Consider the following 21,585-nt stretch of genomic DNA (forward strand, 5'->3'; position numbering starts at 1 on the left):
CGGTCGAATGGTTGTTCGGAAGGCGGAATCACGCGGCCTGAGGCAGCCGGAGCAGCTCGGAGGCGATCTCGCGCCAGGCGGGATCGACCAGCCGCGCTTCAAGCCGGGAGGCCTGAAACCGCAGATCGCGGGCGGCCGTGTGATCGCCCCGTCCGGTGGCGGCGAAGGCCTTGCCGCGAAGGCGGCTGGTCTCGACGACGATCCGTGTGGCTTCGGTCTTGTTGTTGACGGGCTGCTGCCAGAGGATGATCCCGGCGCAGACTTCACCGGCGAGGACCAGGCCGGAGGCACTGTCCTGAATGACGATCATCCGGGGGCGGAAGCGCAGCGTATCCTCCGGGGCGGCCCGGATGTCGCCGCGCGCGATGCGGGTGGCCGCAAGCGCCACGGCGTCTTCAGGCGAGGCGGCTTCGCCGATCGGAATGCTGCGGTCGACGCAATCGGTCTCGGTAGCGCCGTCGTAGCTGATCGTCCCGAGGCAGGAGATGCGCAGCGGCAGCCTTTGCATCCGATAAAGCGCGGGCAGAACATCAGCAGCGAGAATCTGACCGATAGACCGGAAGCTTTCGGAACGGGCAAATGTCATCGGGATCACTCCATGACGGGCGCCGGAAAGCCTCTCTCCGGCCCTCAACCCGTCACGGCCGAACGGCCCGCACTCTTCCTCTATGACCGGGCCAGGCCCGGCTCCGCCGCCGGCGATGGATGACCATCGCAAGGCTGAAGGCCCGGCCGCGTCGTGCGCGATCCGGGCCGTCGGGGATGAGGCGCTTTCGCGCCTTATTCCCACGGGTCCAGTTCCAGCTTCACCATGTCGTCGTCGCCGTCGAACTCGGCGGCGGGGCAAGCGGCGTGGGTGCCGTCTCCGGCCTGGAACACGACGATCGAGACCATCAGCGTGGCGGCGAGGCTGGCGGCGAAGGCGGTGGCATCTGCATAGGACATGGGTCCGGCTCCTGTCTTTGGAGGCGGGGGGACCATCCCCCGCGCGACAGGCGCCCGAAGTGTCTGACCGGATCTGCAATCACCCGAGGGCGTTCGGACTTTCTCCGAATCCCCGAGGGCGGCACGCGAAGCGTCAAGCCGACCCTTCACGGGTTGATTGTCAAAGAGACGGATCGGACCAAGGTTAGCGAATGGAAGCGGGGGTGGTGCTTTGCCTCTGACAGGATGCCGGATACCCGTCGCAGATGCTCTGACGCGCCAGCCTTGCCACCATGCTGGCATCAGGATCGTGTTCCCTTCTGGCCGGGATGGCTACCGCTTGCCTGGACACTGGACGACAAGCTTCATGGTGATGCTGGATGTGGACCCGCCTTGGCGAGGAACCTCATTCCCACGGCGGGGCGTCCGGCGGCCCGGTCCTCAGCTCCAAAGCCCGTCGGCGATTTCGCGGGCGATCATGGCGCGCGCCTTCATCATCAGATCGTCGCCCGACGTGTCGATATGACCATAAAAGCGCGCTCGGCCGCCATGGGCGGTCCATTCGGCGTAACGGCAATGTTCACGGGTATCGAGCCGGAAAACGCGCATATCTTCGGCCCAATGGGGTTTGGGTTCCACGACGGCGGTGATGCCGTCGCGGGTCTCGATCCAGGGCAGCGTGCGCTCGTTTGGATGGTTTTCCCGATCCTGAGCGAAGATTTCGTCGATAGTGAAGGGCATGAAAGCCTCCTGAAACAATGAAAGGCCCGGCCTCCTGCGGAAGACCGGGCCGAGGGGTATGATCGCGATTGTGGGCGCCCGCTGCGGATCAGGCGGCGGCGCGACCTTCGACGACATCGGCGCCGACCTCAGGTCATTCGGCGGCGATCAGATGGGCCGCGTCATTGTCGGCATGGACTTCATCCTCGTCGTCACCGGCGAGAAAGTCCGGCAGCGCCTCGATGTCGTCCTGCGTGTCCGCATCGTCGGCGGTCTGTTCCGGCTCGAACAGGCGCAGCGGCTCTGGCAGCCAGCCAGTATCGGCCAGAAGGCGTTCGGCCTCCCTGGCCATGTCGCCCTTCTTCAGATGCTCGATCAGGGACGCTGCCCGTTCGCCGGCCCCTTCGCGCACCGCCTCAAGAATGCGAGGCTTGGTGACGCGGCCGAGATAGTTCTCGACCGTTGGCCGCCATCCCGCAGTTTCGACCATATCGAGGCCGGTCGCGCGCGCCAGCCGGTCGGCCTGTGCGAGCCGGCGTTCCAGCCCGTGCTGCGAGATGCCGTTGCCGCTGAAGGGATTGGGCTTCTCGTAGAGAGCATTGACCCCGTAGGCGACGCAATGGGCGAGCAGCGCCATGCGGCTGGCATCGTCAAGCGCGGCGATCCAGTCCCAAAGCGCATCGTCATCGGTCGGCAGGTCCGCCTTCCAGTCCTCATAGCGCGTTTCGATGGCCTTGGCCGAAGGGCTGTCCTTCAGGTCCGTGCCCTGCGACGAGAAGAAGTGATGACGCACGCCGACTTCCAGGCAGCCGCCCGGCGCGGAATAGTGGTAGCGCTCCATCACGAGCCGATGCAGCAACGCCGTCATGGCGACATGGGGATTGTTCGCCAGCGCATCGCGCAGCGCCAAGGTCCGGTGCGCGGTCAGTTCCGCAACCAGCCGTTCCGGCAAGGGCTTGATGACGTCATCCTCCTCATCCGGTTCGGCCGGCTGGCCGCCCACGGTGATGACCGCACGCTGAGCCGGCGGCGCAGAAGACGATGCGCCATCGGGATCGGCGCCTTCGGAATCGCCGTCGGCATCCACGGTCACGGGCTTTTCGTCTTCGGGACGGACATAGCCGCGATCCACCGACAGGCGACCTTCGCGGTCGATGCTGATGAACACACCGGCCTGGGCGATCTCGGCCGGATCGTAGATGACCGGGCGATCCTCGAAGGCGGCGAGCGCGGTTTCGATTTCTCCGACCCGCTCGTCCACGTCGTCGGGATATTCCTCGGCTTCGGCATATTCGGCTTCCAGCGCCTCATATTCCGCCGTCAGCGCATCGAAACTGGCCTGTTCCTCGTCGGTCAAGGGCGTGGTCGTGCCGATCAACCGGCGCAGGCCATGACCATAGCCATAAGGAACCTCAACCCGCGCATCGACCCATTTCCACCCTTCGGCGGCGATGGCCTCAGCTTCCGCCTTAAGCTTGTCGTCGGTGAGCTGGTCGAGCAGCGCGACATCCTGCAACCAGCCACCATCGTCGGACTGGAACAGGTCGTTGAGCACGATGCCGCCGGCGGCCTCATAGGCATCGACGCCGACGAACTGCGCCCGCTTGTCGCTAGCGCGCACCGTCGTCTCGGTCAGCATACGGCGGATCTGATGCGGTTCCTTCGACCAGCTATCCTTGATCGCGTCCCAGACCTGTTCCTGCCGGGCGTGATCGGGATTGACGGTGAAGGCCATGAGCTGTTCGAGCGTCACGGCGTCTTCGGCGTAGAGGTCGAGCAGCGAGGGCGCGACGGACGCCAGGCGCAGGCGCTGCTTGACCACGTTAACCGAGACGAAGAAGGCCGCCGCGATCTCTTCCTCGGACATGCCCTTGGTGCGCATGTCCTGGAAGGCGCGATACTGGTCGAGGGGGTGGAGCGGCGCGCGCTGAATATTCTCTGCCAGGCTGTCGTCTTCGGCGAGAATGCTGCAACCGGCCTCGCGCACGATGCAGGGGACCGGCGCGGTTCTGGTGAGACGCTTGGCCTTCACCAGCAATTCCAGCGCACGGTAGCGGCGACCGCCGGCGGGAATCTCGAACATGCCGGTCTCAACGCCATCGGCATCGATGACGGGGCGAACATTAAGACCCTGAAGCAGACCGCGCCGGGCGATGTCCTGCGACAGTTCCTCGATCGAGACGCCGGCCTTGATGCGCCGGACGTTCGACTGGCTGAGGATCAGCTTGTTGAAGGGGATGTCACGCGAGGGCGACAGGGTGATCTTCTGAACGGCGGTAGCCATCGTGGTAGTCTCCGCGACGAGCGCCGAGAGCCTCTCTCTCGACCTCAAACCCGTCACGAAGCGAAGCCCCGCCCTCTTACTCTTAGAAGGCAGGGCCGCAGAACCGAGGAGGCGTAAAGCCGGAAATCCGGCTTTACGGTTTTGTGGGTTTCCGGCGGATTACACACCGCACATGCCTTCACACTCGTTCGGCCAGAGATCGAGCTGACCGTGATCGGCCGCCGTCGAAAGATCGGCCTGGTCCAACGGCACGGCAGATCGGTGCAGATAGACCTCGCCGCGAATGCCGTAGAATCCGGTGCGGATGGTGACATCGACCGACACGGCATCGGCCCATGCTTCCGGATCATGGTCGCGCATGTGCCGCCAATGATCGTCGGAATGGAACGGGCAGCCGACGCAGGCGCTCTTGGGGGGTAGCGGATAGCCGTGCCGTTCCAGCCAGCGCAGGCAATCGCGGCGGGTCATGCCCCGCTCGATCAGGGGCCAGCGGTTGATCTGCCAGGTCTCGAACGAAGGCTTCATGCGCAGCGCCTCATCGAGGCTGATTCCGATCCATTGTTCGGCCACGGGCGATTCGGGCGAGCGCCGCCGGGTGATGCCCAGCAGCTCGCGCACCTTCCGGCGGATCGGAACGATCTTGTAATCGCCGGTGCATTGGCGCCGGATCATGCCGACACCGACTTGATCCGTCGGCAGGATGCGGGAGCCGACGACGACCAGATCGCCGTTTTCGTCCTCATCATAGACGGGAAGCTCGGTTCCGGCCGGTGTCACGTTGCGGGTGAAGGCCGGAATCGAAGCCCATCGTGCGCCGCGCGCGCCGGCGATCAGATCGGCACGCAGATCGCCGGCCGAGACGATGTGGATCGGAAACGGCAGGACGTTGGGCGATCCCAGCCAGGCCAGATGCTCATAGACGGGTTTCGGCTCCCAGCCGGTGTCGGCGAAGATCGCGCAATCGGGCATGGGACCGATCTCGCCATGGGCGGCCATCAAGGCCAGTGTGGTGGACTGGACGCCGGCGCCAAGGCTGAGGACGCGCAGCCCGATGTCGGCCGATTGCGCGGGATCGGGGGCGAATCCGGGAAAGGCCAGCGGGTTCATCACGCGGCCTCCCGTTCGTCTTCGGCTGCAAGGCTACGGTCCGCCTCCGGCAGGAACGAGATTATCCAGTCCGCCCCCTTGCTCGCCTGCGAGGCGGCGCGGACGATGGCACGGGAATCCTCGCGCATGACCTCCAGCCAGGCACCGATATAATCGGCGTGTCGCACGGTCGGCACGATGCCGAGAGCGGCGCAACTGAAGGCCGAAATCTGCTCGGCGATCATTTCCTCGAAGGCGTATTTCTTCGAGCCGAAGGAGCCGGTGAGATCCCGGTTGAGACGGCTGTGATGGCCGCTGGCGTGACCGATCTCGTGCAAGGCCGTCCGGTGCCAGTTAATTGGCTCGAAATACGCCTGCGGCGGCGGGACCATCACGAAGTCCTGGGACGGAGCGTAGAAGGCGCGATCACCGCCGATGCGGAAGTCGATGCCGGTGGCGCGGATCAGCGCCTCGACCTTCGGCTCGATCAGGCCCGGCGGCGGTGGCGGCGCAACGGTGGCGATGTCGTCAGGCAGGCCCTCGCATTGCGCCGCGTTGAAGACGGTGAACCGCTTCAGGAACGGGATGGACTGCGCGTCGTCGCCGGTTTCGCGGGCGCGGCGCTTCTCGTCCTCGGGCGTGAAGCGGTCGGCATAGACGACGGTGGTGCCGCGTTCGCCCTTCATGACGTTGCCGCCAAGCGACAACGCCTGGCGAAAGGTCAGCCAGCTCTGGCCGGGGAAGCCATGCTGGATGACCGCGCCCCAGAGAATGAGAATGTTGATGCCCGAATAGGTCCGGCCCGTGCTGGCATTTTTCGGCAGGCCGAGCGGTGCGGTATTGGGCGATTTCCCCCAGGGCTGCACCCATGGCAGCCGGCCTTGCTCCAGCTCGGTGATGATCTTGCTGGTGATGTCATCATAGAGGTTCGTGCGATTAGCGCTAGTGCGCGAGCCGCGATCATGTCTGGCCATCGGGATTACTCCGCGACGGGCGCCGGAAGCCTCTCTTCCAGCCCTCAACCCGTCACGGAAAACCCGTCCGCACTCTCACTCTCAGGGGGCGTTGCGGGGATCTCCCCGCTGATGGGGGTGCGTCGGCAACGCCACTGCCGACCAGGGGGAAGGCTTTCCCCACGACATCAAATAACAAGTAAGGGGTGGATTCCTGCCCGACCGCTTCTGGGCGGCGAAGCTGGGAAAGCGGCCATTCAGGTGGCCGCCGCATGTTAACTGTATGTGCCGAACTCGTCGTTCAGTTTGAACCTGTGTGAACTCGGAAGCATACGCTAGATGGAACCTACGCAGAATTTCTTGGGCCTTGACAGGTCATGCGGCGACAGCCCTGTCCGGCTCAAATGTTGTCAGCGCCCAAGGAGCCGTCGTAAAGCCATCTGCGTTGCGTCCTAGCTCCACGGTGATGAGGCGATCCCCGTTGAACGTGGGGCTGAGCTCGAGGCTCAGATAGTCGAAGAGCTGCCGATCGTGAACCGCAATGATGACCTGGCGCCCATGTTGCTTCAGCGTGCGGAGCAGGGCCGCGAATTGTGCTATGTGGACGTCATCCATGCTCTGGACCGGGTCGTCGATCACTAGCCAAGGCAATTTCGGGCGCACCGAAAGATGCAGGGACAGGAACAGCGTCAACGCCGCGGTATTCAGGTTGCCCGCGCTCAGCATCGCGCGAGGATTGCCTCCCTTTCCGCCGGATCGGTAATGCGTTTCCAAAACGGCCTCAACTGGTTTTCCGGCGACCTCAGGGAGGGCGAAAGCGGGAACGAAGTTCTCGTCGGGAGCGAGCCGAATGAAGAGTTGGCGCCAGACGGCATTCAACTCATCATTGAAGATGTCTCGGACATGGTTTCCGCGCACGGTCTGCGCGCGCGTCAGCAAATCCCGGGCGACTGCTATCCGTCTATCGGCCTCTTGGCGGCGGGTTGCCGACTTGGCTTGCCTTTCTTTCAGGACGTCGAGTTCCTTCGTGGCATCCTCAAGTGACTGCTGGGCCGCTGCAAACGTGCGCAAGGTCGTGAGTGCTCGTTCCAGATTGGCCTTGGCAGCGCTTTCATTAGCCTCCTGGCGATCGAGCTCCGACGACATCGACTGGATAACTGCCCCAAGCGGCACGTCGGCCGGCTGAGGTTTGATCCCAAGCTGCGCTGCGTTGGCTTGGAGTTCCTCGCGGAGACCAGAGATCGATGTTGTTTGGTTGTTCAGAGCGGCAAGGGCCTGTGCCGACTGGGTAGCGTCGCGGATCAGGCGCGAACCGACAGCAGCCTCCAACTCCAGTTCTTGCAGGCTGTTGAGCCATTCGTCCCGCTGAGCAAGCTCAAAGATCACGCTTTCTCGCTCGTTCAGCGAGAGCACCGTGCCCTGAAGTTCAGTTTGCTTCCTTCGAGCATCCGTCAAAGCCGCGAGCGTGTTCGAGCGATCACTTACGAGCGCCTCGACGCGTCCGGCCGCGGTGACAAGGCGGCCGATCTCCTCCGAAACATGGGCAGCGAGCGGCCCGTCGCCGAGCTCGCCATAGTCACGGCCGCAGACGGGACAGTGATCGTCGCTGATGTGATTGGAGATCGCGCTCAGCGCCTCGGCAAGTTCACGGTTCGCGCCACCTTCGGCCGCCAGTTCCCGCTCGATGGCATCGACCCGACCCTGGCCTTGGTTCACGGACGTTGTGATCTCTCCGAGCGTCTTTGTTGCTACGTCATCTGCGTCGACTGTTCGGCGGAGTCTGGTTCTGGCACCTTGCACCGCCCGTGTTGCGGCAGCATGCGCTGCTGTCGGATCCGACGAGGAGGCAGGAATCTCGGGGAACGCTTCCTGGATGGTGGTCAGAAGTGTTTCCAGGCGAGCGCCTGACCCAGCCTGCCAGCGGGCGAGTGCCTCCCGAGCTGTGGCACTCGCTTCTTCCGCGACAGCACGGGCGCTGCCGGCCTCCGTGTTTGCCGCTGCCGCAACCTGCGTCGCAGCGGCATTGAGGTCGCGTCTAATTTTGGCAAGCCGGCCAAGCTTCTCCTCGTGCTCGCTGGCGTGCCGTTCAAGCTCTAGGCGCAAGCGGTCGGGAATGATGGCTTGGTCAGCTTTGATTATCGATTTGGAGAGCTCCCGCAAATTAACCTCGATCTGGTCTCGCTCGCGCCGTGCCGTTTCGGCCCGAGCCGCCGCGGTTTCGACGGCCTGATCCAGTTCGGGCGCGTCGGAGCGCGCGGTCCAAAAGAGTGGGGACGGCTCCCGGAACCGTCTGACATCACCGGAAACGTGCAATCCGTCGATCAAGGCATCCAGCGCGTCCAGGCCGAGCATTTCCTTAACGAACCGCGTCAGCGGGGAATCGGTGTTGCGGGCGTCCTGATGTTCGTAGATCTCAAGCAGGCGACCTAGAGTGGCCTGCGCGAGATAGCAGCGCTCGGTGTAGAATCGGGCCTGCTCCTCGGAGAGCTTGCCCTCTCCTTGAATGGTGGACCCGCTAGCTGTAAGCTTGCCTCCCGACCCCTCGTACAATTTCTCGTCCGCTTGGATCGCAACATGCGCGCTCGAGTCCGGGGACAGCTTGTGCGGAAGATATTCCAGATAGTTGGGGTCGAAGCGCGCGAGCGACGTAACCGCCCCCGTCAGCCCAAGTTCTATGGCTGACAGGAGACTCGTCTTCCCGGTTCCGTTCGGGCCATGGATAAGAACGGTGGGTGCGTCGAGCGAGATGCTGATGTCACCGCGTATGCTGCGGAAATTGCGAACGGTCAATGACGTGATCCGGCCGCTCACTGCAGAGCTCCGGCGTCGTCGGCCTCAACGAAGGGTTCGTCCACGAGTGCGGCCAGCCGGTCGGAGACCGCTGTCGCTCCAGCGTGAGCAAGCTCGATCAACTCGCGTTCAATTGGATCCCTGGCGCCTTGAAGCAACTTGTCGAACGCAGCATCAGCGCGGCTTTCCTTTAGTTCCGGAAGCTTCAACGGCAGCAGCACCGCCAGCCAGTTTTCCAGGTTGGGCTGATCGGATGCGTCACCTACCGGTAGTACGCGAGCATGTCGGGATAGCCGTGTCAGTGCGGATGATTCAGGTCGCGGACCCACCACAACAAGCGTCAGCGGTCGCTTGGACCCCATCATGTCCAGTGCGCGCCCGACACCCTCGACAGTCTGTTGCAACCGCGCCGGTGTCTGATCGAGCGTGTCGCCGACAACCACCAGATCCGGGCGTGGTGGCTGGCCGACGAATGCTGCTGCGGCATCGATCTGCAATCCGCCAATTGAAAGCGGAATCGGAATCCTTCTGAACTCTGCCTTCTTAAGGAGTTCAGCCACGCGCTCGACAGGCGTTGTTTCCGTCATATCGCCATCTCTCCCTGGAAGCGCTGCATGAGCCGGGCAAGGTCCGTCTCGTCCTGCGCCAGAGCCGCCAGGCTGAACTCGCGGCGTCCCCGCCTCAGCGTGCGGCCGGGAGGAGCCGTCGGATGACGCGCGGACCTTGGGGGCACGTCATGACTGTGCAAGATGATTGCTTCGTCATCCTCGGACGCATGCCCGGCAGCGATCAGCCTGGCCGCTGCTTGGGCGTTGGCCGCAAAGAAGATTTCCGCAGAACGGACCGGGCCGGTCACCTTGACGGCGCCCGCCTTAGCATCCGCTGAATCGCTGAGGCTGAGCATCCAGTGGCCCGCCGCCTTGCCGCGACCGATCAACGCAATCGCGAGAGCCAATTGGGCAAGGCCGGAACTCGCAACCGTCGGATCCGCTAAGGTCTTTGCAACACTGTTGATCGACAAAGGCGTGTAGACACCGCTCGCAGCTTCGAGTTCCTTCCCATCCCGGAACAAGCTTATGGCCCGCCCGGCCCAGGCCAGCGCCTTCAACATGAATGCCCCATTCTCTTGCAACGGCACGCCTGTCGCTGCGGCGTCGCGCAGGCTCCGAAGGTCGGCTTTCAATTGCTCGCGTGCCGCGTCAGAAAGTCCGGGCGCGCCGAGCGCGACAAGCGCTTCCAGCTTAGCCGTGAACACGTGCAGCCACAGGGCCGGCAGAAGCGATTGACCGTAGCTCCTGAGCAACGAGGCCTTCTCGATCTCCGCGGCCTTCCCGCCGTAGTCCAGCTTGTAGAAGTTCTGCAGTAGCGACAATTGATCTGCCCCCACATCCTGCTCCGACAATATCACGGACGGCGGGTGGGTGGGAAAATGAGACGGCAGATTGGCTTGCGCGACGACGAAGATGCTCTGGATGTTCGTGTCCTGCGTCGACAGGCCGAGCATCAGCGTCGATTTCGAAACGGCCAGATCGATGAGTTTTGCGGCTATGACCTTGTTCTCTGCCTTCTCCGCCCAGCCATGGATCTGCGAGGCGCGCCCGACGAGCCGATCCCGGTAGTGAGCCTCGTCCTGTCCCGCTAGGACAGCGCAACCGTGAAATTTGTACAGTCGGGCACGCGCCGTATTGTCTTTCACATCGTCGGGAAGCACCCGGACTTGCATCACGCCCGGAGTCCCGCCGGCGAGCAAGGCGACCGCCTTCTCCAGCAGGCCATCCCAGTTGGCGCTTGCCGCGTCCGAAACGACGCCTTCCACGATCAGCCCCGCGAGGCCGAGATGCTCCGGGCCGGGGCTTATCGCAGGATCAGCGTATCGGGCGACGACACCGATGCCGTCCCATACGAGATAGTCGGCCGGCTCTCCCTGTGGGTGCTGGTCGAGCATCCTTGCATACACGCCAGTGAGGCTCTTCGCGATACGCTCCCTGTCGCGCCACTGCGCCACCGGCTTGGCGTAGTCGACTTCCTTGTAATCGTCCGTGCTGAGATTCACCAGAGCGATAATGCGGTCGAGGCTGCGTTTGAACCGACAGTTGTCATTTGCGGGATCGACCTTGGCTCGCAGGTGCTCAAGAACACCCTCGGTGACGCCGACAAGACCCGGCACCTTGGACAAGGAAATACCTGCGCCGAGCCAGATCGCATAGGAATCGTTTGCGAGGCCCAGCGCGAATTCTCCAAACTCGCCGTCAAGCAGCCCGAGCGTCTCAACTATTGTGATGTTCCACGCCGACGGCACGTTCAGCCTCCCCCAAGCACTATTCTTTGCTATGTACTATTACTGCGTATCCCAAGAACCTAAAACAGGCATTCCGACTCCATCGACTGCTCAAGGGTAGGAGTTTGATGCAGGATTCTGCGACGCCGACGTGATGTCAATTTTCATCAGTCAGTTTGCAGCCATCACTTCCGTCCGTGGGAAATCGAACGATTGGCGGGTTCTGGGCGACGACGGGAGCGCGCCGAATGGCGACAAAGGGGTCGCCAACAGACACGTAATCGGAGGGCTCATCGCAGTGCCTTGCGATTTGCTCTCACCTGAAATCACGCGTCTTCACTCTGATCGCGTCGATGTGCAGGTCGCGCACGTACATGTCGCGCGGTCTCGACACCTTTGGCGGCTGACTGCGCGGATCGGGCGCCGGCGAGCCGTGGTGGAACTCGTCGCCGCGACCGTGCGGCAAGGGAAACGCCCCGTCGCGCTGCCCTATGCTCGCCAGTTCCGCAGACAGATCGGTGATCCGATGTGCGACGAGATGCACGACCTCGCCTTCGCGCTGGATGCGGCCCTTCACGGTGATCATGCCCGAGGACAGGATGATCCGGCGATATCGCTCGAAGATCTTGGTCCAGACGACGAGATTGGCGATGCCGGTTTCATCTTCCAGCGTGATGAACATCACCCCCTTGGCCGAGCCGGGGCGCTGGCGAACGAGCACGATCCCGGCGGCTTCCAGCCATCGTCCGTCGCGCGTTCCCATGGCCTCGGCACAGGAGACGATCCGGCGTCTCGCGAGATCGGCGCGCAGGAAGGAGACCGGGTGGCGGCGCAGGGACAGGCCGGTATGGCTATAGTCTTCCACCACCTCGCGCCCTGCCGCCATGGGGCGCAGCGCGACCGCTGGCTCGTCGGCCTCCGGGACGGTCCCGCCTTCGCGCGCTGACGCGGCCGCGAACAGGGGCAGTTCCTCGTCGCGCAGGCCCTTGATGGCCCAGAGCGCTTCGCGGCGGGCGAGACCGAAGGCCGGGCGGAACCCGTCTGCTTCGGCGATCCGCGTCAGCGCGGCGACGGGTACGCCGCAGCGGCGCCAGAGATCATCGACGGAGGTGAAGGGCTCATCGGCCCTAGCCGCGACGATGGCTGCGGCATGTGCGTTCGCCAGCCCCTTCACCATGCACAGCCCGAGGCGGACGGCGAAGCGGGTCTCGTCGTCGGTCGGCTCCAGCGTGCAATCCCATCGCGAGGCGTTGACGCAGACCGGGTGGATTTCGACGCCATGGTCGCGCGCGTCCCGGACGATCTGGGCCGGGGCGTAGAAGCCCATGGGCTGAGCGTTCAGAAGAGCGGCGCAGAAGGCATCGGGGTGCCAGCATTTCAGCCAGGCCGAGGCATAGGCGATCAGCGCGAATGAGGCAGCGTGGCTTTCGGGAAATCCGTAAGACCCGAAGCCTTCGAGCTGCTTGAAGGTTCGCTCGGCGAACGCCTGTTCATAGCCATTTCCGACCATGCCCTCGATCAGCTTGTCGCGGAATTTCGAGACGCCGCCGGTGAACTTGAAGGTGGCCATGCTCTTGCGCAGCATGTCTGCTTCGCCGGGCGTGAAGCCCGCGCATTCGATGGCGACGCGCATGGCCTGCTCCTGAAACAGCGGCACGCCGAGCGTCTTGCCCAGCACCTTCTCCAGTTCCGGCGTCGGGTAGTCGACCGGCTCCAGCCCTTCGCGGCGACGCAGATAGGGATGGACCATGTCGCCTTGGATGGGACCGGGGCGGACGATGGCGACCTGAACGACGAGATCGTAATAGGTACGAGGCTTCAGCCGCGGCAGCATCGACATCTGCGCGCGGGATTCGATCTGGAAGGTGCCGAGCGTGTCGGCCTTGCGGATCATGGCGTAGGTGCGCGGGTCTTCCGCCGGGATCGTCGCCAGATCGAGGTCGATGCCTTTATGCGCGGCGATCAGATCGAGCCCCTTGCGCATGCAGGTCAGCATGCCGAGCGCCAGCACATCCACCTTCATGAAGCGCAGGGCGTCGATATCGTCCTTGTCCCATTCGATGATCTGGCGATCCGCCATGGCGGCGGGCTCGATCGGCACGAGATCATCGAGGCGGTCGTGGGTGAGAACGAAGCCGCCGGGATGCTGGGACAGATGGCGCGGCGCACCGCGAAGCTGCGCCGCCAGTTCAAGGGTCAGGCGCAGGCGCCGATCCTCCGGATTGAGGTTCAGCTCACGGATCTGCTGATCCGAGACGCCGGTTTCGGACCAGGCCCAGAGCTGGCCGGAGAGCGTCTGGATCAGATCCTCGGGAAGGCCCAGGGCCTTGCCGACATCGCGCAGCGCACCCTTGGAGCGATAGCGGATGACAGTGGCCGTCAGCGCGGCATGGTCCCGCCCATAATGCTCATAGACCCACTGGATGACCTCTTCGCGGCGTTCATGCTCGAAGTCGACATCGATGTCGGGCGGCTCCCTGCGTTCCTCGCTGACGAAGCGCTCGAAAAGCAGATCGTTGCGGCCGGGGTCGATGGCGGTGATGCCGAGAACATAGCAGACGGCAGAGTTTGCAGCCGACCCGCGCCCCTGACAGAGGATTCCTTTTGAACGGGCAAAGCGGACGATGCTGTTAACGGTCAAAAAATACGGCGCGTAGTCGAGCTTGCCGATCAGGGTCAGTTCGTGGCGCAGCGCCGCATTCACTTCGTCAGGCACGCCTTCGGGATAGCGGCTGGCCGCGCCCTCCCAGGTCAGGCGCTCCAGCGTTTGCTGCGGTGTCAGGGCCGGATCGTCGCGTTCCTCCGGATATTGATATCGCAGCTCGTCGAGGCTGAAGGTGCAGCGCTGTGCGATCTCCAGCGTCCGCGCGAGCGCGTCCGGCCAGCGCGCGAACAGGCGGTGCATCTCGGCGGGCGGTTTCAGATAGCGGTCGGCATGGCGTTCCCGCCGATGGCCCAGGGCGTCAATGGTGGTGTTGTGGCGGATCGCCGTCACAACGTCCTGCAACATGCGGCGGCCTGGCTCATGGAACAGGACGTCATTGGTCACGACGGTCGGCACCCGCGCCTGCTGCGCCAGCATCGACAGCTCCCAGAGCCGCATCTGATCGTTGGGACGGCGGCGCAGCGTGAGCGCCAGATAGGCGCGATCCCCGAACGCCTCGCGCAATCGTCGCAGCCGCAGGGCGCAGACCTCATCGGCCAGATCGGGCACCAGGACCGCGATCATCCCCTCGCCATAGGCGACCAGATCGACCCATTCCAGATGGCATCCCCCTTTTCCGGCGCGGCCCTTGCCGAGGGTCAGGAGACGGCACAGACGCGACCATGCATCCCGATCGGTGGGATAGACGAGCACCGACAGCCCGGAGGCCAGGTCGAGGCGGCAGCCGACGATCAGCCGGACGCCGGTGGCTCTGGCGGCCTCATGGGCGCGGACGATCCCGGCGACCGAATTGCGGTCCACCACGGCGAGCGCCTCGATCCCCATGAGGGCGGCGGCCGCGAACAGCTCGTCGGCCGAGGAGGCGCCGCGCAGGAAGGAAAACTGCGACGTCACCTGCAATTCGGCATAGCGCGGCCCGTTCCCCGGAGCGTCCGTCATCCAAAGATTCCGTGCATGAACCAGCGATGCGAGCCTGTGGCGGCATCCTCGCCATCGCCGGCGCGAAAGACCCAGAAGCGTTCGCCGGCGTCGTCCTCGATGCGGAAGTAATCGCGCACTGCTGCCAGTTCGGCGTCACGCTTCCACCATTCACCGAAGACCCGTTCGGGTCCATCGGCCCGGCGCACCCGTCGCCGCACGCCGCGCCAGGAAATCCAGTTCGGCGGATGATCGGGCAGAAGCGCCATGGTTTCGATCGGCTCAGGCCGCATCAGCAGTCGCGACGGCCGGGGCCAGTGATCCGGCCAGCCCGCGCCGGTATCCGCCGCAAGTGCGGGAATACGGCAGACGGATCGTTCTGGGACGTCGCTGGCGACGGGAGCGAAGCGATAGATCGCCCGCGCGCCGACGCGGTTCGCCAGGACGTCGATCAGCCCGGAAAGATCGGGTTCGGGCGTATCGATCAGCGATGTCGTCGCCTGCCGCGCTTTCAGCGGTTCGACAAGGGTGGCTGCGAGCGACATGATCTCGATGCCGAGGCCGGGATCGATGGTTTCGATCTTGTCGCAAAGCAGCCGGGTCAGGCGTTTTGGCTCGCGCACTGGACGGGCAAGCCCGATGCGCACCGTCTCGATGCGGTTGTCGACCCGGTGACAGAGCAGATCGAGGCGCCGCGCCCCGAGCCCACGCTGCTCCAGCGTATCGCAGAGGGAGGCGACGAGCTTGCCGATATAGCGCGCGATCGTTTCGGCCGCCCCGATGGGTTCAGCAAAGCTGCGACGGGCTTCGATCATATCCTCGGGACGCAGCGGTGTGATCAGCTCAGCGACGCCGCCGAGCGCCTGATCGAGCCGGCGGCAGAGTTCAGGACCGAACCTGCGGGTGAGCGGTGCGCGCGGCTGGGCCATCAGATCGGAGATCGCGGCAAAGCCGAGATCGCGCAGGCCGGCGCAGATCGAAGCCGGGAGGCGCAGCGCTTCAAGGGGCAATGGCGAAAGCAGGGCCTCTGCGTTGCCGGTTTCTCCGATCAGAACCGGATCGGCCCGGTAGCGCGCCAGCGCATGGGCCGCGCCCCAGCTATCGGCGATGGCGGCACGGGCTGCGACACCCGAAAGGGTCAGGCGCCCGATAAGCGCATCCAGCATGGCGGCTTCGCCGCCGTGGAGATGGTCGGCGCCGGTGGAGTCGATGACGATGCCCTCCGGCGGATCGACCGCGACAATCGGACTGAAGCGCTGCAAGATCCAGAGGGCGAGACGTTCCAGGCTCTCCGCGTCGGCCTTGGGGTCGGCCGGTTGGATGACGAGACCGGGCACGAGCGCCTGCGCCTTGGCGACGGGCATGCCGACCCGCAGACCAAGCGCCTGGGCCGCAGAATCCGCCGCCGTGACGATGCGCCGGTTGCGGTCGCGCCCGACAAGAACCAGTGGCGCCTCAACCGGCGGTGCTGTGTCGCCGATCTTCCGCCGAAGCCGGTCCACCGGCCATGTCGGCAGGAAGACCGAGATGACCCGAGCCATCGCACGCCTCCAGTTCTATATCGAGGGATTCCCCGGCGCGGGCGCGGATCAGTTCGATGAGCCAGCGCGCGCGTCCGACGCCCGGAACCGGCAAGGGCCGCGACGGCAGCACCGAGACCCGCCACCGCGTCATCGCTGCAGTGGGCTGCCCGAAATCGCTGGCTTCGGGCTGCCGTCGCCAGCGCCGCAGCGCGATGCCTATGGTCCCGCTCTCCTTGGCGGCCAGATGCAGCCGCCGTGAGGCGGTCATCGGCAGCCGGGCGATATCGGCCACAACCGCGCCGAGACCGCCATGCCGCAATCCTTCCTCCATGCAGGCCAGAACAGATTTGTCGTCTCCGGCCTCGACATGGATGACGCGATCGGGGGACAGGCCAGCCTGTTCCAGTCCCGGTGCGAACAAATCCTGCTGCGCCACGCACCATAGAACCTTGCCCGATGTGCGGGCCGCGATCCCGGCCACGAAACAGGCGGCGGCCGCCCCGTCGACGGCGCCATTCCCGCCGCCCGCAACCTCATGCAGGCATCCGAGCGCCAGTCCGCCGCCTGGTAGTTTACGATCCAGCGGCGGAACGCCGAAGGGCAGCACCTCCCGCGTGCGCGCACCATTCCCCTCCAGCTGCGCGATACGCTCACGCAGCGCCAAAAAGGCCGGGTTGACGGGGCGCGTACTCATGCGCGGGCGGTGCTCCGAGGGTTGTCACTGGGGATTCTCGCTGTTATGTTCCTTATTTGTTCTCATTGCAGCGGAGAGTCAATCTGAGTCCGGGAAGATGTGAACGACAGGCTCTCCCGAAGCCTTTATTGTAGGCGCACAGTAAAACCGGAGGATCTGGCTTGTGTAACCTCTACAATCTGACGACGAACCAGCAGGCGATCCGGGATTTCGTGGCCGCAACGCATGACAGCCTTGGCAATCTTGAGCCGTCGATCGATGTCTATCCTGATCGTCCGGCGCCAGTTGTGCGCAACCGCGACGGCAGCCGGGAACTGGCCTCCCTGACGTGGGGCATGCCGACACCGGCCGAGCACCTGAAATCACCTGACGCGCCTGATACCGGCGTCACCAATGTCCGCAAGACATGGATCGGACATTGGCGGCAATGGCTGGGGATCGAGCATCGATGCGTGGTCCCGGCGACGGCCTTCTCGGAATATGGGCAGACGCCTGATCCGGTGACGAAGCGCAAGCCGCTCTACTGGTTCGCTCTGGACGATAGCGAGCCGCTGTTCTTCTTCGCCGGCATCTGGACGCGGTGGGACGGCGTTCGTGGATCGAACCGGACACCGCGCCCCGGCACACATGATCTGTTCGCATTCCTGACAACCGATGCGAACGACATTGTGAAGCCGATCCACCCCAAGGCGATGCCAGTCATCCTCACCAGCTCGGAAGAGGTCGAGACATGGCTGAACGCCGACTGGCAGGATGCGAAGGCTCTACAGCGCCCGTTGCCGGCCGAACGGTTGACGCTCGTCGAGCGGCCCAGGGCACTGGCGATGTGACCGCGGACGATGGCGGGCGTGAGCGGGCATCAGAGTGACACCGGCGAAGCGGACGAAAAAATCCGCAAGATCATCCATGTCGATATGGATGCGTTTTATGCCTCGGTCGAACAGCGCGACGATGTGAGGTGGAGCTACGGGCGACCACCCGTGTCGGCGGCGCCACCCCGCCTTTCTGCTCCCCGTTTGCTAGGGGAGGACGCCGGCGGCTCTATTCTCCAGATCGGGAGGATGCGTTGCGGTTCTGATGTTCGCTAAGGCCTGTTTATCGGCCGCAAGGCAGGTTGAGCGTCGGCGCCTGCGATGACTCGGTCTGACGCAAGCGATGTTCGTCGACGGGCGTGGACGCCTCCGCTAAAATCTACCGGAGGCATCCGCTTTTTGTTTGTATGCTTGGCTCAACGCGCGGGCGGTCATGATCATGCAGCGACCGGCTGAGCCTCCTCCATTGGGCGGTCGTCATTACCTGCCGCCTTCTGTAGGAAGCGCGCCAGGGCCGCTTTGCGAGAGTCGCGGTCAAGCGCATAGGCGGTCTGCTTAAACTCGATTCCGTCTAGAAGCCCCTGGATGTAGCCGGCAATAGTATCGGCCGCCATGATGAGGGCAGTATCGAGCGTATGAATGTAATTGCTAGTGACTGATCCTTTCGCGTGGCCCACGAGGGCCGCGATGGTAATTTCCGTAAATCCAAGGTCGTTGGCCACACTAGCGAAGCTGTGGCGGAGGACGTGGGGGGTAATGTCCGCCAGCGGCGAGTCCGCGAAGATTTTTCGCCAGTGATTGGGGAAGCTGCCGAACGCGGCGTCGCCATCGCGGCCGGGAAACACATAAGCGCCATCCGCCTCCCTACGACGGTTTTCCAGATATTCGACTACTGGTAGGCCAATCGGCCGGATAGAGCGCCCTTCCTTACTGTCTTTCAATCGAAGACAACTGGAATCAGTATCTGCTTCCTCCCACTCCAAGGTGACCATTTCGGTTCGGCGGCATCCGGTGAGAGCGATCTGACGGATGATCTCCGCGGTCATGCGATAGGTTTCATTTTCGGCGGCGGCCTTTAGCATCTCTCCGAGGATGCGATATTCGGCCTCGCTCAGACGCCGGGCTCGGATATTGTCCTTCGGCCGCCGTACCCCATGCGCTGGATTGACGTCGATGATGCCGGCTTCCACGGCATAGGTCAGGATGCCGCCAAACAGCCCGATGGTCCGGGTGGCTGTGCCGACGCCACCCTTCACGATTGACTTGCCGCGCAGCTTCTTTGTCTTGGCAACCAGACGCGTCTTTCCAGCCATAATGTCTTTCATAGCCTTGGTAATATCCGCTTTGGTCAGGTCCTTGACGCGACGCGTGCCGAGGAGCGGCACGATGTGTCGATTAATCCTCCCGACATCCGACACGATGGTGCCTGGCTTCTTCGGCCGTCCGCCTTTCCCAAGAATGAGGCCGGCTTGCAGGTCGGCCAGATAAAGATCGCACAGCTCCTTGATCGAGAGTGACTTGTGATCGATCTGTTTTTCCTCGGCTGGGTCCTCACCCTGGGCGACCCTGCCGAGCTGGGTTTTGGCTTCTTGGCGGGCACGTTCCGGCGTCCAGATACCATGCAAACCGATCGTAAATCGACGCGAGCGCCCCCCCTGTCGGTACTGGATCACATAGCTGCGCTTGCCTGAGGCGAAGACACGAAGCCCGAAACCGGGTAGTTCGTCATCCCAGATCACGTAATCACTGGGACGGCTTTCAGCGGCGTCCACAACCCGTTTCGTCAGCTTAGCCATGGATTTCCTCCGTCACAAACCCACTATCTCGCGTAAGCACCGCGTAAGCAGCAGGGCGAAAATCGTGGCGAATGGGAGGATAGGCACGACGGCGTGAAAATTCAAATTCTTTTTTAATTTCAGTAAGATAGCGTGACATAGCGTGCTCCTTCGTATGAACGTCGGAGCTAGCAATAATCCCTCCGAAGGCAGAGGTCACAGGTTCGAATCCTGTCGGGTGCGCCATAAAATCAATAGCTGGACCTATTTCTCCAGAATCCATGAAATTCACACCACCAAGTTCTTCAGGATTGAGCCCACTCATATTGAGGAAAACGCCGGGATAAAGCCTTAGACTCATTGTGAATTCTGGCAGCTGATGCGTGCTACGGTGAGTTTGTCGGTGAGAGGTGGTTTGTGGGATGTTCGTCGTATGGTGCGATGTCGCGGAAATATCTGATGCGGTTGAAGAACTGCTCCACGATATTCCGCTTGGCGGGAGAGCCGTGCTGGCATCATTGCGGGTTTGCCTTGGCTTTAGTGTTGTGTATTTGCTTGCTTGGCGTGGATTACCTCATTGCCAGCCTTGTCTGCCAAAAGCATATCGTTCTGCCGTAGCGTCAATGCGCGATCTCATTGCGTGCTGATGAGCGCTTTTCAAATTTGCTGATCTGCTGCCTGCAACACGACTTTTCAGAACTATTCGGCATGTATTATGATTGGAGGTAATGTTACAGGGATCTCGTGCAGGCATCAGGCAGGGAATGTAATTCCGATGATTGCTGACTCAATTTCGATATCAATAAATTATCTTTAATATCAACTCTTAAAAGAGATAAATCATGATGGGGGACAGGAAATTAAGTCGTCAGACAGTTGATCTTTCTGACTACCCGGATCTGGTGGTGGTCTATCTCGGCATGCGCGTGAATATTCTTTCGGGGCTTGCAACATTGTTGGGCTTTGGCAAGAAGATTAACATGGCTGTCGATACCAAGCCCGATGGTCTGTTGGCGCATGAGATGATCATCTTCTCACTTTTCCCGCTTCATATCGGCATGCGGCAATATTGGCGTGATTTCGAAAGTCTTGAGCGTTTTTCACGCAGCGAACCGCATCGCGAATGGTGGCAGAAGTTTCTGCGCGATCCCAAAGGGACCGGTTTCTGGCATGAGGCCTATTTTCGCAAAGGGGAGATGGAGGCCGTCTATGTCAATATGCCGGACAAGTCTGGTTTTCGCCGGTTTGCTCCCGTGATGGAGGCAAAGGGGCGGATGTTTTCCTCGCGCATGCGGGCCGGGCGGGGTGGAGAGGTTCCAGCGCCGGTCGTTCCCGAATCTGAAATTTATGCAGACAAAGTGTGACATTACACATCAGGTGACTATTGGCGGAGAATATGATGCGCAATTCACGCACAAAACTGGCTGTTATTTCCATCAGCACGGTTCTGTTTTCATCGGCGGCAATGGCTGCAAGCCTTGATCTCAACATCACCAATCTTCGCAATGACAAGGGTGTTGTTCGTTGTGGCCTGTTCAACTCCAGGCAGAGTTTTGGTAAGCCCGGCCAACAGGTTGCAACCGATAATGCAACAATTCAGGGCGGCGGCGCCAAGTGCCATTTTGATAATGTGGCGCCGGGCACTTATGCCGTTGCCGTCTTTCATGCGGAAAATAATGAAAATACGCTCTCTTATGGGCTGTTTGGCAAGCCAAAGGAGGGGGTGGGGTTCTCAAACAATCCATCCATTACTTTCGGTGCGCCAAGCTTTGACGATGCAGCCTTCCAGATGGGGACACAGAACAAATCCATGCAAATCAGGATTCAATATTAAAGGTCAGCCGAAGTTCAAATCATCAACGCTCGCATCATGGTAATCGTCTTGGCGCTCATTGCGGGCGTAAGCCGGAATATGATGCCGCGATTTTTCTCCATATTGCAGTTTCCGGTGAAAGCTCATGGGGTCATGGGTGATGAATAATGTAATTATTTCAGCAGGTTCTATATAAATTTTACGAAAAATCATTGGCTTTTAATGCAAGAGGCCTGGATCGTATCGGCTCCTCTGAGTGCAGCCGCCATTAGAGCAACTCACATTTTGATGGAATCGAAAGGGATTCCCCTTTCGATTAAAATATGATTCAAACTACTGGCTAGTTGGGA

The 21,585-nt window shown here is 62.4% G+C and carries 19 protein-coding genes; 4 read left to right on the forward strand and 15 right to left on the reverse strand.

The annotated features are described in order from the left end of the window. Positions 1-28 precede the first annotated feature (28 nt). The 12 genes from ACFO1V_RS01610 to ACFO1V_RS01665 all read right to left on the reverse strand — a co-directional run bounded on the left by ACFO1V_RS01610 (position 29) and on the right by ACFO1V_RS01665 (position 16,835). A complete protein-coding gene (locus ACFO1V_RS01610; RefSeq protein WP_374831981.1) occupies positions 29-586 on the reverse strand; it encodes a hypothetical protein in 558 nt (185 codons plus the stop codon). Between the two features lie 194 nt (positions 587-780). Then, positions 781-945 carry a hypothetical protein gene (locus ACFO1V_RS01615; protein WP_009450567.1) on the reverse strand — a complete coding sequence of 55 codons (165 nt, stop codon included), beginning with the start codon at positions 943-945 and terminating at the stop codon, positions 781-783. Positions 946-1,365: 420 nt separating this feature from the next. Next, positions 1,366-1,782, reverse strand: a complete 417-nt coding sequence (locus ACFO1V_RS01620) for a hypothetical protein (protein ID WP_445438786.1) — start codon at positions 1,780-1,782, stop codon at positions 1,366-1,368. Positions 1,783-1,798: 16 nt separating this feature from the next. Beyond that, complete coding sequence (locus ACFO1V_RS01625) at positions 1,799-3,928, reverse strand: ParB/RepB/Spo0J family partition protein (protein WP_374831979.1); 2,130 nt, start codon at positions 3,926-3,928, stop codon at positions 1,799-1,801. A gap of 159 nt (positions 3,929-4,087) precedes the next feature. Continuing rightward, positions 4,088-5,035: a hypothetical protein gene (locus ACFO1V_RS01630; RefSeq protein WP_374831977.1), complete on the reverse strand. Its 948-nt coding sequence runs from the start codon at positions 5,033-5,035 to the stop codon at positions 4,088-4,090. Beyond that, positions 5,035-5,988, reverse strand: a complete 954-nt coding sequence (locus ACFO1V_RS01635; protein ID WP_374831975.1) for an ArdC family protein — start codon at positions 5,986-5,988, stop codon at positions 5,035-5,037. The genes ACFO1V_RS01630 and ACFO1V_RS01635 overlap by 1 nt, the downstream gene beginning before the upstream one ends. Positions 5,989-6,342: 354 nt before the next feature. Beyond that, entirely contained in the window at positions 6,343-8,778 is a 2,436-nt protein-coding gene (locus ACFO1V_RS01640) for an AAA family ATPase (RefSeq protein WP_374831973.1), read from the reverse strand. Beyond that, complete coding sequence (locus ACFO1V_RS01645) at positions 8,775-9,344, reverse strand: hypothetical protein (protein ID WP_374831971.1); 570 nt, start codon at positions 9,342-9,344, stop codon at positions 8,775-8,777. The genes ACFO1V_RS01640 and ACFO1V_RS01645 overlap by 4 nt, the downstream gene beginning before the upstream one ends. Continuing rightward, a complete protein-coding gene (locus tag ACFO1V_RS01650; protein ID WP_374831969.1) occupies positions 9,341-11,056 on the reverse strand; it encodes an SIR2 family protein in 1,716 nt (571 codons plus the stop codon). Before ACFO1V_RS01650 ends, ACFO1V_RS01645 begins: the two co-directional genes overlap by 4 nt. Before the next feature lie 295 nt (positions 11,057-11,351). Beyond that, a complete protein-coding gene (locus tag ACFO1V_RS01655) occupies positions 11,352-14,639 on the reverse strand; it encodes an error-prone DNA polymerase (protein ID WP_374831967.1) in 3,288 nt (1,095 codons plus the stop codon). After that, complete coding sequence (locus ACFO1V_RS01660) at positions 14,636-16,159, reverse strand: Y-family DNA polymerase (RefSeq protein WP_374831965.1); 1,524 nt, start codon at positions 16,157-16,159, stop codon at positions 14,636-14,638. Before ACFO1V_RS01660 ends, ACFO1V_RS01655 begins: the two co-directional genes overlap by 4 nt. After that, positions 16,074-16,835, reverse strand: coding sequence for an ImuA family protein (locus ACFO1V_RS01665; protein WP_374831963.1), 762 nt, complete (start codon positions 16,833-16,835; stop codon positions 16,074-16,076). The genes ACFO1V_RS01660 and ACFO1V_RS01665 overlap by 86 nt, the downstream gene beginning before the upstream one ends. Before the next feature lie 161 nt (positions 16,836-16,996). Between ACFO1V_RS01665 and ACFO1V_RS01670 the strand changes: the two genes are divergently transcribed. After that, positions 16,997-17,665, forward strand: a complete 669-nt coding sequence (locus ACFO1V_RS01670) for an SOS response-associated peptidase (RefSeq protein ID WP_374831961.1) — start codon at positions 16,997-16,999, stop codon at positions 17,663-17,665. Positions 17,666-17,674: 9 nt separating this feature from the next. Next, the gene (locus ACFO1V_RS01675) at positions 17,675-17,923 is read left to right on the forward strand and encodes a hypothetical protein (RefSeq protein WP_374832102.1); all 249 of its coding nucleotides are present in this window, start codon (positions 17,675-17,677) and stop codon (positions 17,921-17,923) included. Between the two features lie 161 nt (positions 17,924-18,084). Here the strand turns inward: ACFO1V_RS01675 and ACFO1V_RS01680 are convergent, their stop codons facing one another. Beyond that, positions 18,085-19,443 carry a tyrosine-type recombinase/integrase gene (locus ACFO1V_RS01680; RefSeq protein WP_374831959.1) on the reverse strand — a complete coding sequence of 453 codons (1,359 nt, stop codon included), beginning with the start codon at positions 19,441-19,443 and terminating at the stop codon, positions 18,085-18,087. Beyond that, a complete protein-coding gene (locus tag ACFO1V_RS01685) occupies positions 19,436-19,783 on the reverse strand; it encodes a hypothetical protein (RefSeq protein ID WP_374831957.1) in 348 nt (115 codons plus the stop codon). Before ACFO1V_RS01685 ends, ACFO1V_RS01680 begins: the two co-directional genes overlap by 8 nt. 481 nt (positions 19,784-20,264) lie before the next feature. Here ACFO1V_RS01685 and ACFO1V_RS01690 point away from each other — a divergent pair, with 481 nt between their 5' ends. Both ACFO1V_RS01690 and ACFO1V_RS01695 read left to right on the forward strand, forming a co-directional pair. Beyond that, on the forward strand, positions 20,265-20,786 hold the full coding sequence (locus ACFO1V_RS01690; RefSeq protein ID WP_374831955.1) for a monooxygenase family protein: 522 nt from the start codon (positions 20,265-20,267) through the stop codon (positions 20,784-20,786). Positions 20,787-20,821: 35 nt separating this feature from the next. After that, positions 20,822-21,256 (forward strand): DUF2141 domain-containing protein, encoded by a 435-nt coding sequence (locus ACFO1V_RS01695; RefSeq protein ID WP_374831953.1) that lies wholly within the window; start codon positions 20,822-20,824, stop codon positions 21,254-21,256. A gap of 3 nt (positions 21,257-21,259) precedes the next feature. Here the strand turns inward: ACFO1V_RS01695 and ACFO1V_RS01700 are convergent, their stop codons facing one another. Then, positions 21,260-21,448 carry a hypothetical protein gene (locus ACFO1V_RS01700; RefSeq protein WP_374831951.1) on the reverse strand — a complete coding sequence of 63 codons (189 nt, stop codon included), beginning with the start codon at positions 21,446-21,448 and terminating at the stop codon, positions 21,260-21,262. Positions 21,449-21,585 lie beyond the last annotated feature (137 nt).

It is taken from the genome of Daeguia caeni (genome assembly GCF_042653845.1).
In the GTDB taxonomy this organism is placed as follows: Bacteria; Pseudomonadota; Alphaproteobacteria; order Rhizobiales; family Rhizobiaceae; genus Brucella; species Brucella caeni.

Excerpts from the sequence above, each read along its gene's own strand:
- ACFO1V_RS01610 (WP_374831981.1), bottom strand. The coding sequence starts at position 586 with ATGACATTTGCCCGTTCCGAAAGCTTCCGGTCTATCGGTCAGATTCTC.
- ACFO1V_RS01615 (WP_009450567.1), bottom strand. The coding sequence starts at position 945 with ATGTCCTATGCAGATGCCACCGCCTTCGCCGCCAGCCTCGCCGCCACG.
- ACFO1V_RS01620 (WP_445438786.1), bottom strand. The coding sequence starts at position 1,782 with ATGTCGTCGAAGGTCGCGCCGCCGCCTGATCCGCAGCGGGCGCCCACA.
- ACFO1V_RS01625 (WP_374831979.1), bottom strand. The coding sequence starts at position 3,928 with ATGGCTACCGCCGTTCAGAAGATCACCCTGTCGCCCTCGCGTGACATC.
- ACFO1V_RS01630 (WP_374831977.1), bottom strand. The coding sequence starts at position 5,035 with ATGAACCCGCTGGCCTTTCCCGGATTCGCCCCCGATCCCGCGCAATCG.
- ACFO1V_RS01635 (WP_374831975.1), bottom strand. The coding sequence starts at position 5,988 with ATGGCCAGACATGATCGCGGCTCGCGCACTAGCGCTAATCGCACGAAC.
- ACFO1V_RS01645 (WP_374831971.1), bottom strand. The coding sequence starts at position 9,344 with ATGACGGAAACAACGCCTGTCGAGCGCGTGGCTGAACTCCTTAAGAAG.
- ACFO1V_RS01655 (WP_374831967.1), bottom strand. The coding sequence starts at position 14,639 with ATGACGGACGCTCCGGGGAACGGGCCGCGCTATGCCGAATTGCAGGTG.
- ACFO1V_RS01660 (WP_374831965.1), bottom strand. The coding sequence starts at position 16,159 with ATGGCTCGGGTCATCTCGGTCTTCCTGCCGACATGGCCGGTGGACCGG.
- ACFO1V_RS01665 (WP_374831963.1), bottom strand. The coding sequence starts at position 16,835 with ATGAGTACGCGCCCCGTCAACCCGGCCTTTTTGGCGCTGCGTGAGCGT.
- ACFO1V_RS01675 (WP_374832102.1), top strand. The coding sequence starts at position 17,675 with ATGGCGGGCGTGAGCGGGCATCAGAGTGACACCGGCGAAGCGGACGAA.
- ACFO1V_RS01680 (WP_374831959.1), bottom strand. The coding sequence starts at position 19,443 with ATGGCTAAGCTGACGAAACGGGTTGTGGACGCCGCTGAAAGCCGTCCC.
- ACFO1V_RS01685 (WP_374831957.1), bottom strand. The coding sequence starts at position 19,783 with ATGAGTCTAAGGCTTTATCCCGGCGTTTTCCTCAATATGAGTGGGCTC.
- ACFO1V_RS01690 (WP_374831955.1), top strand. The coding sequence starts at position 20,265 with ATGATGGGGGACAGGAAATTAAGTCGTCAGACAGTTGATCTTTCTGAC.
- ACFO1V_RS01695 (WP_374831953.1), top strand. The coding sequence starts at position 20,822 with ATGCGCAATTCACGCACAAAACTGGCTGTTATTTCCATCAGCACGGTT.
- ACFO1V_RS01700 (WP_374831951.1), bottom strand. The coding sequence starts at position 21,448 with ATGATTTTTCGTAAAATTTATATAGAACCTGCTGAAATAATTACATTA.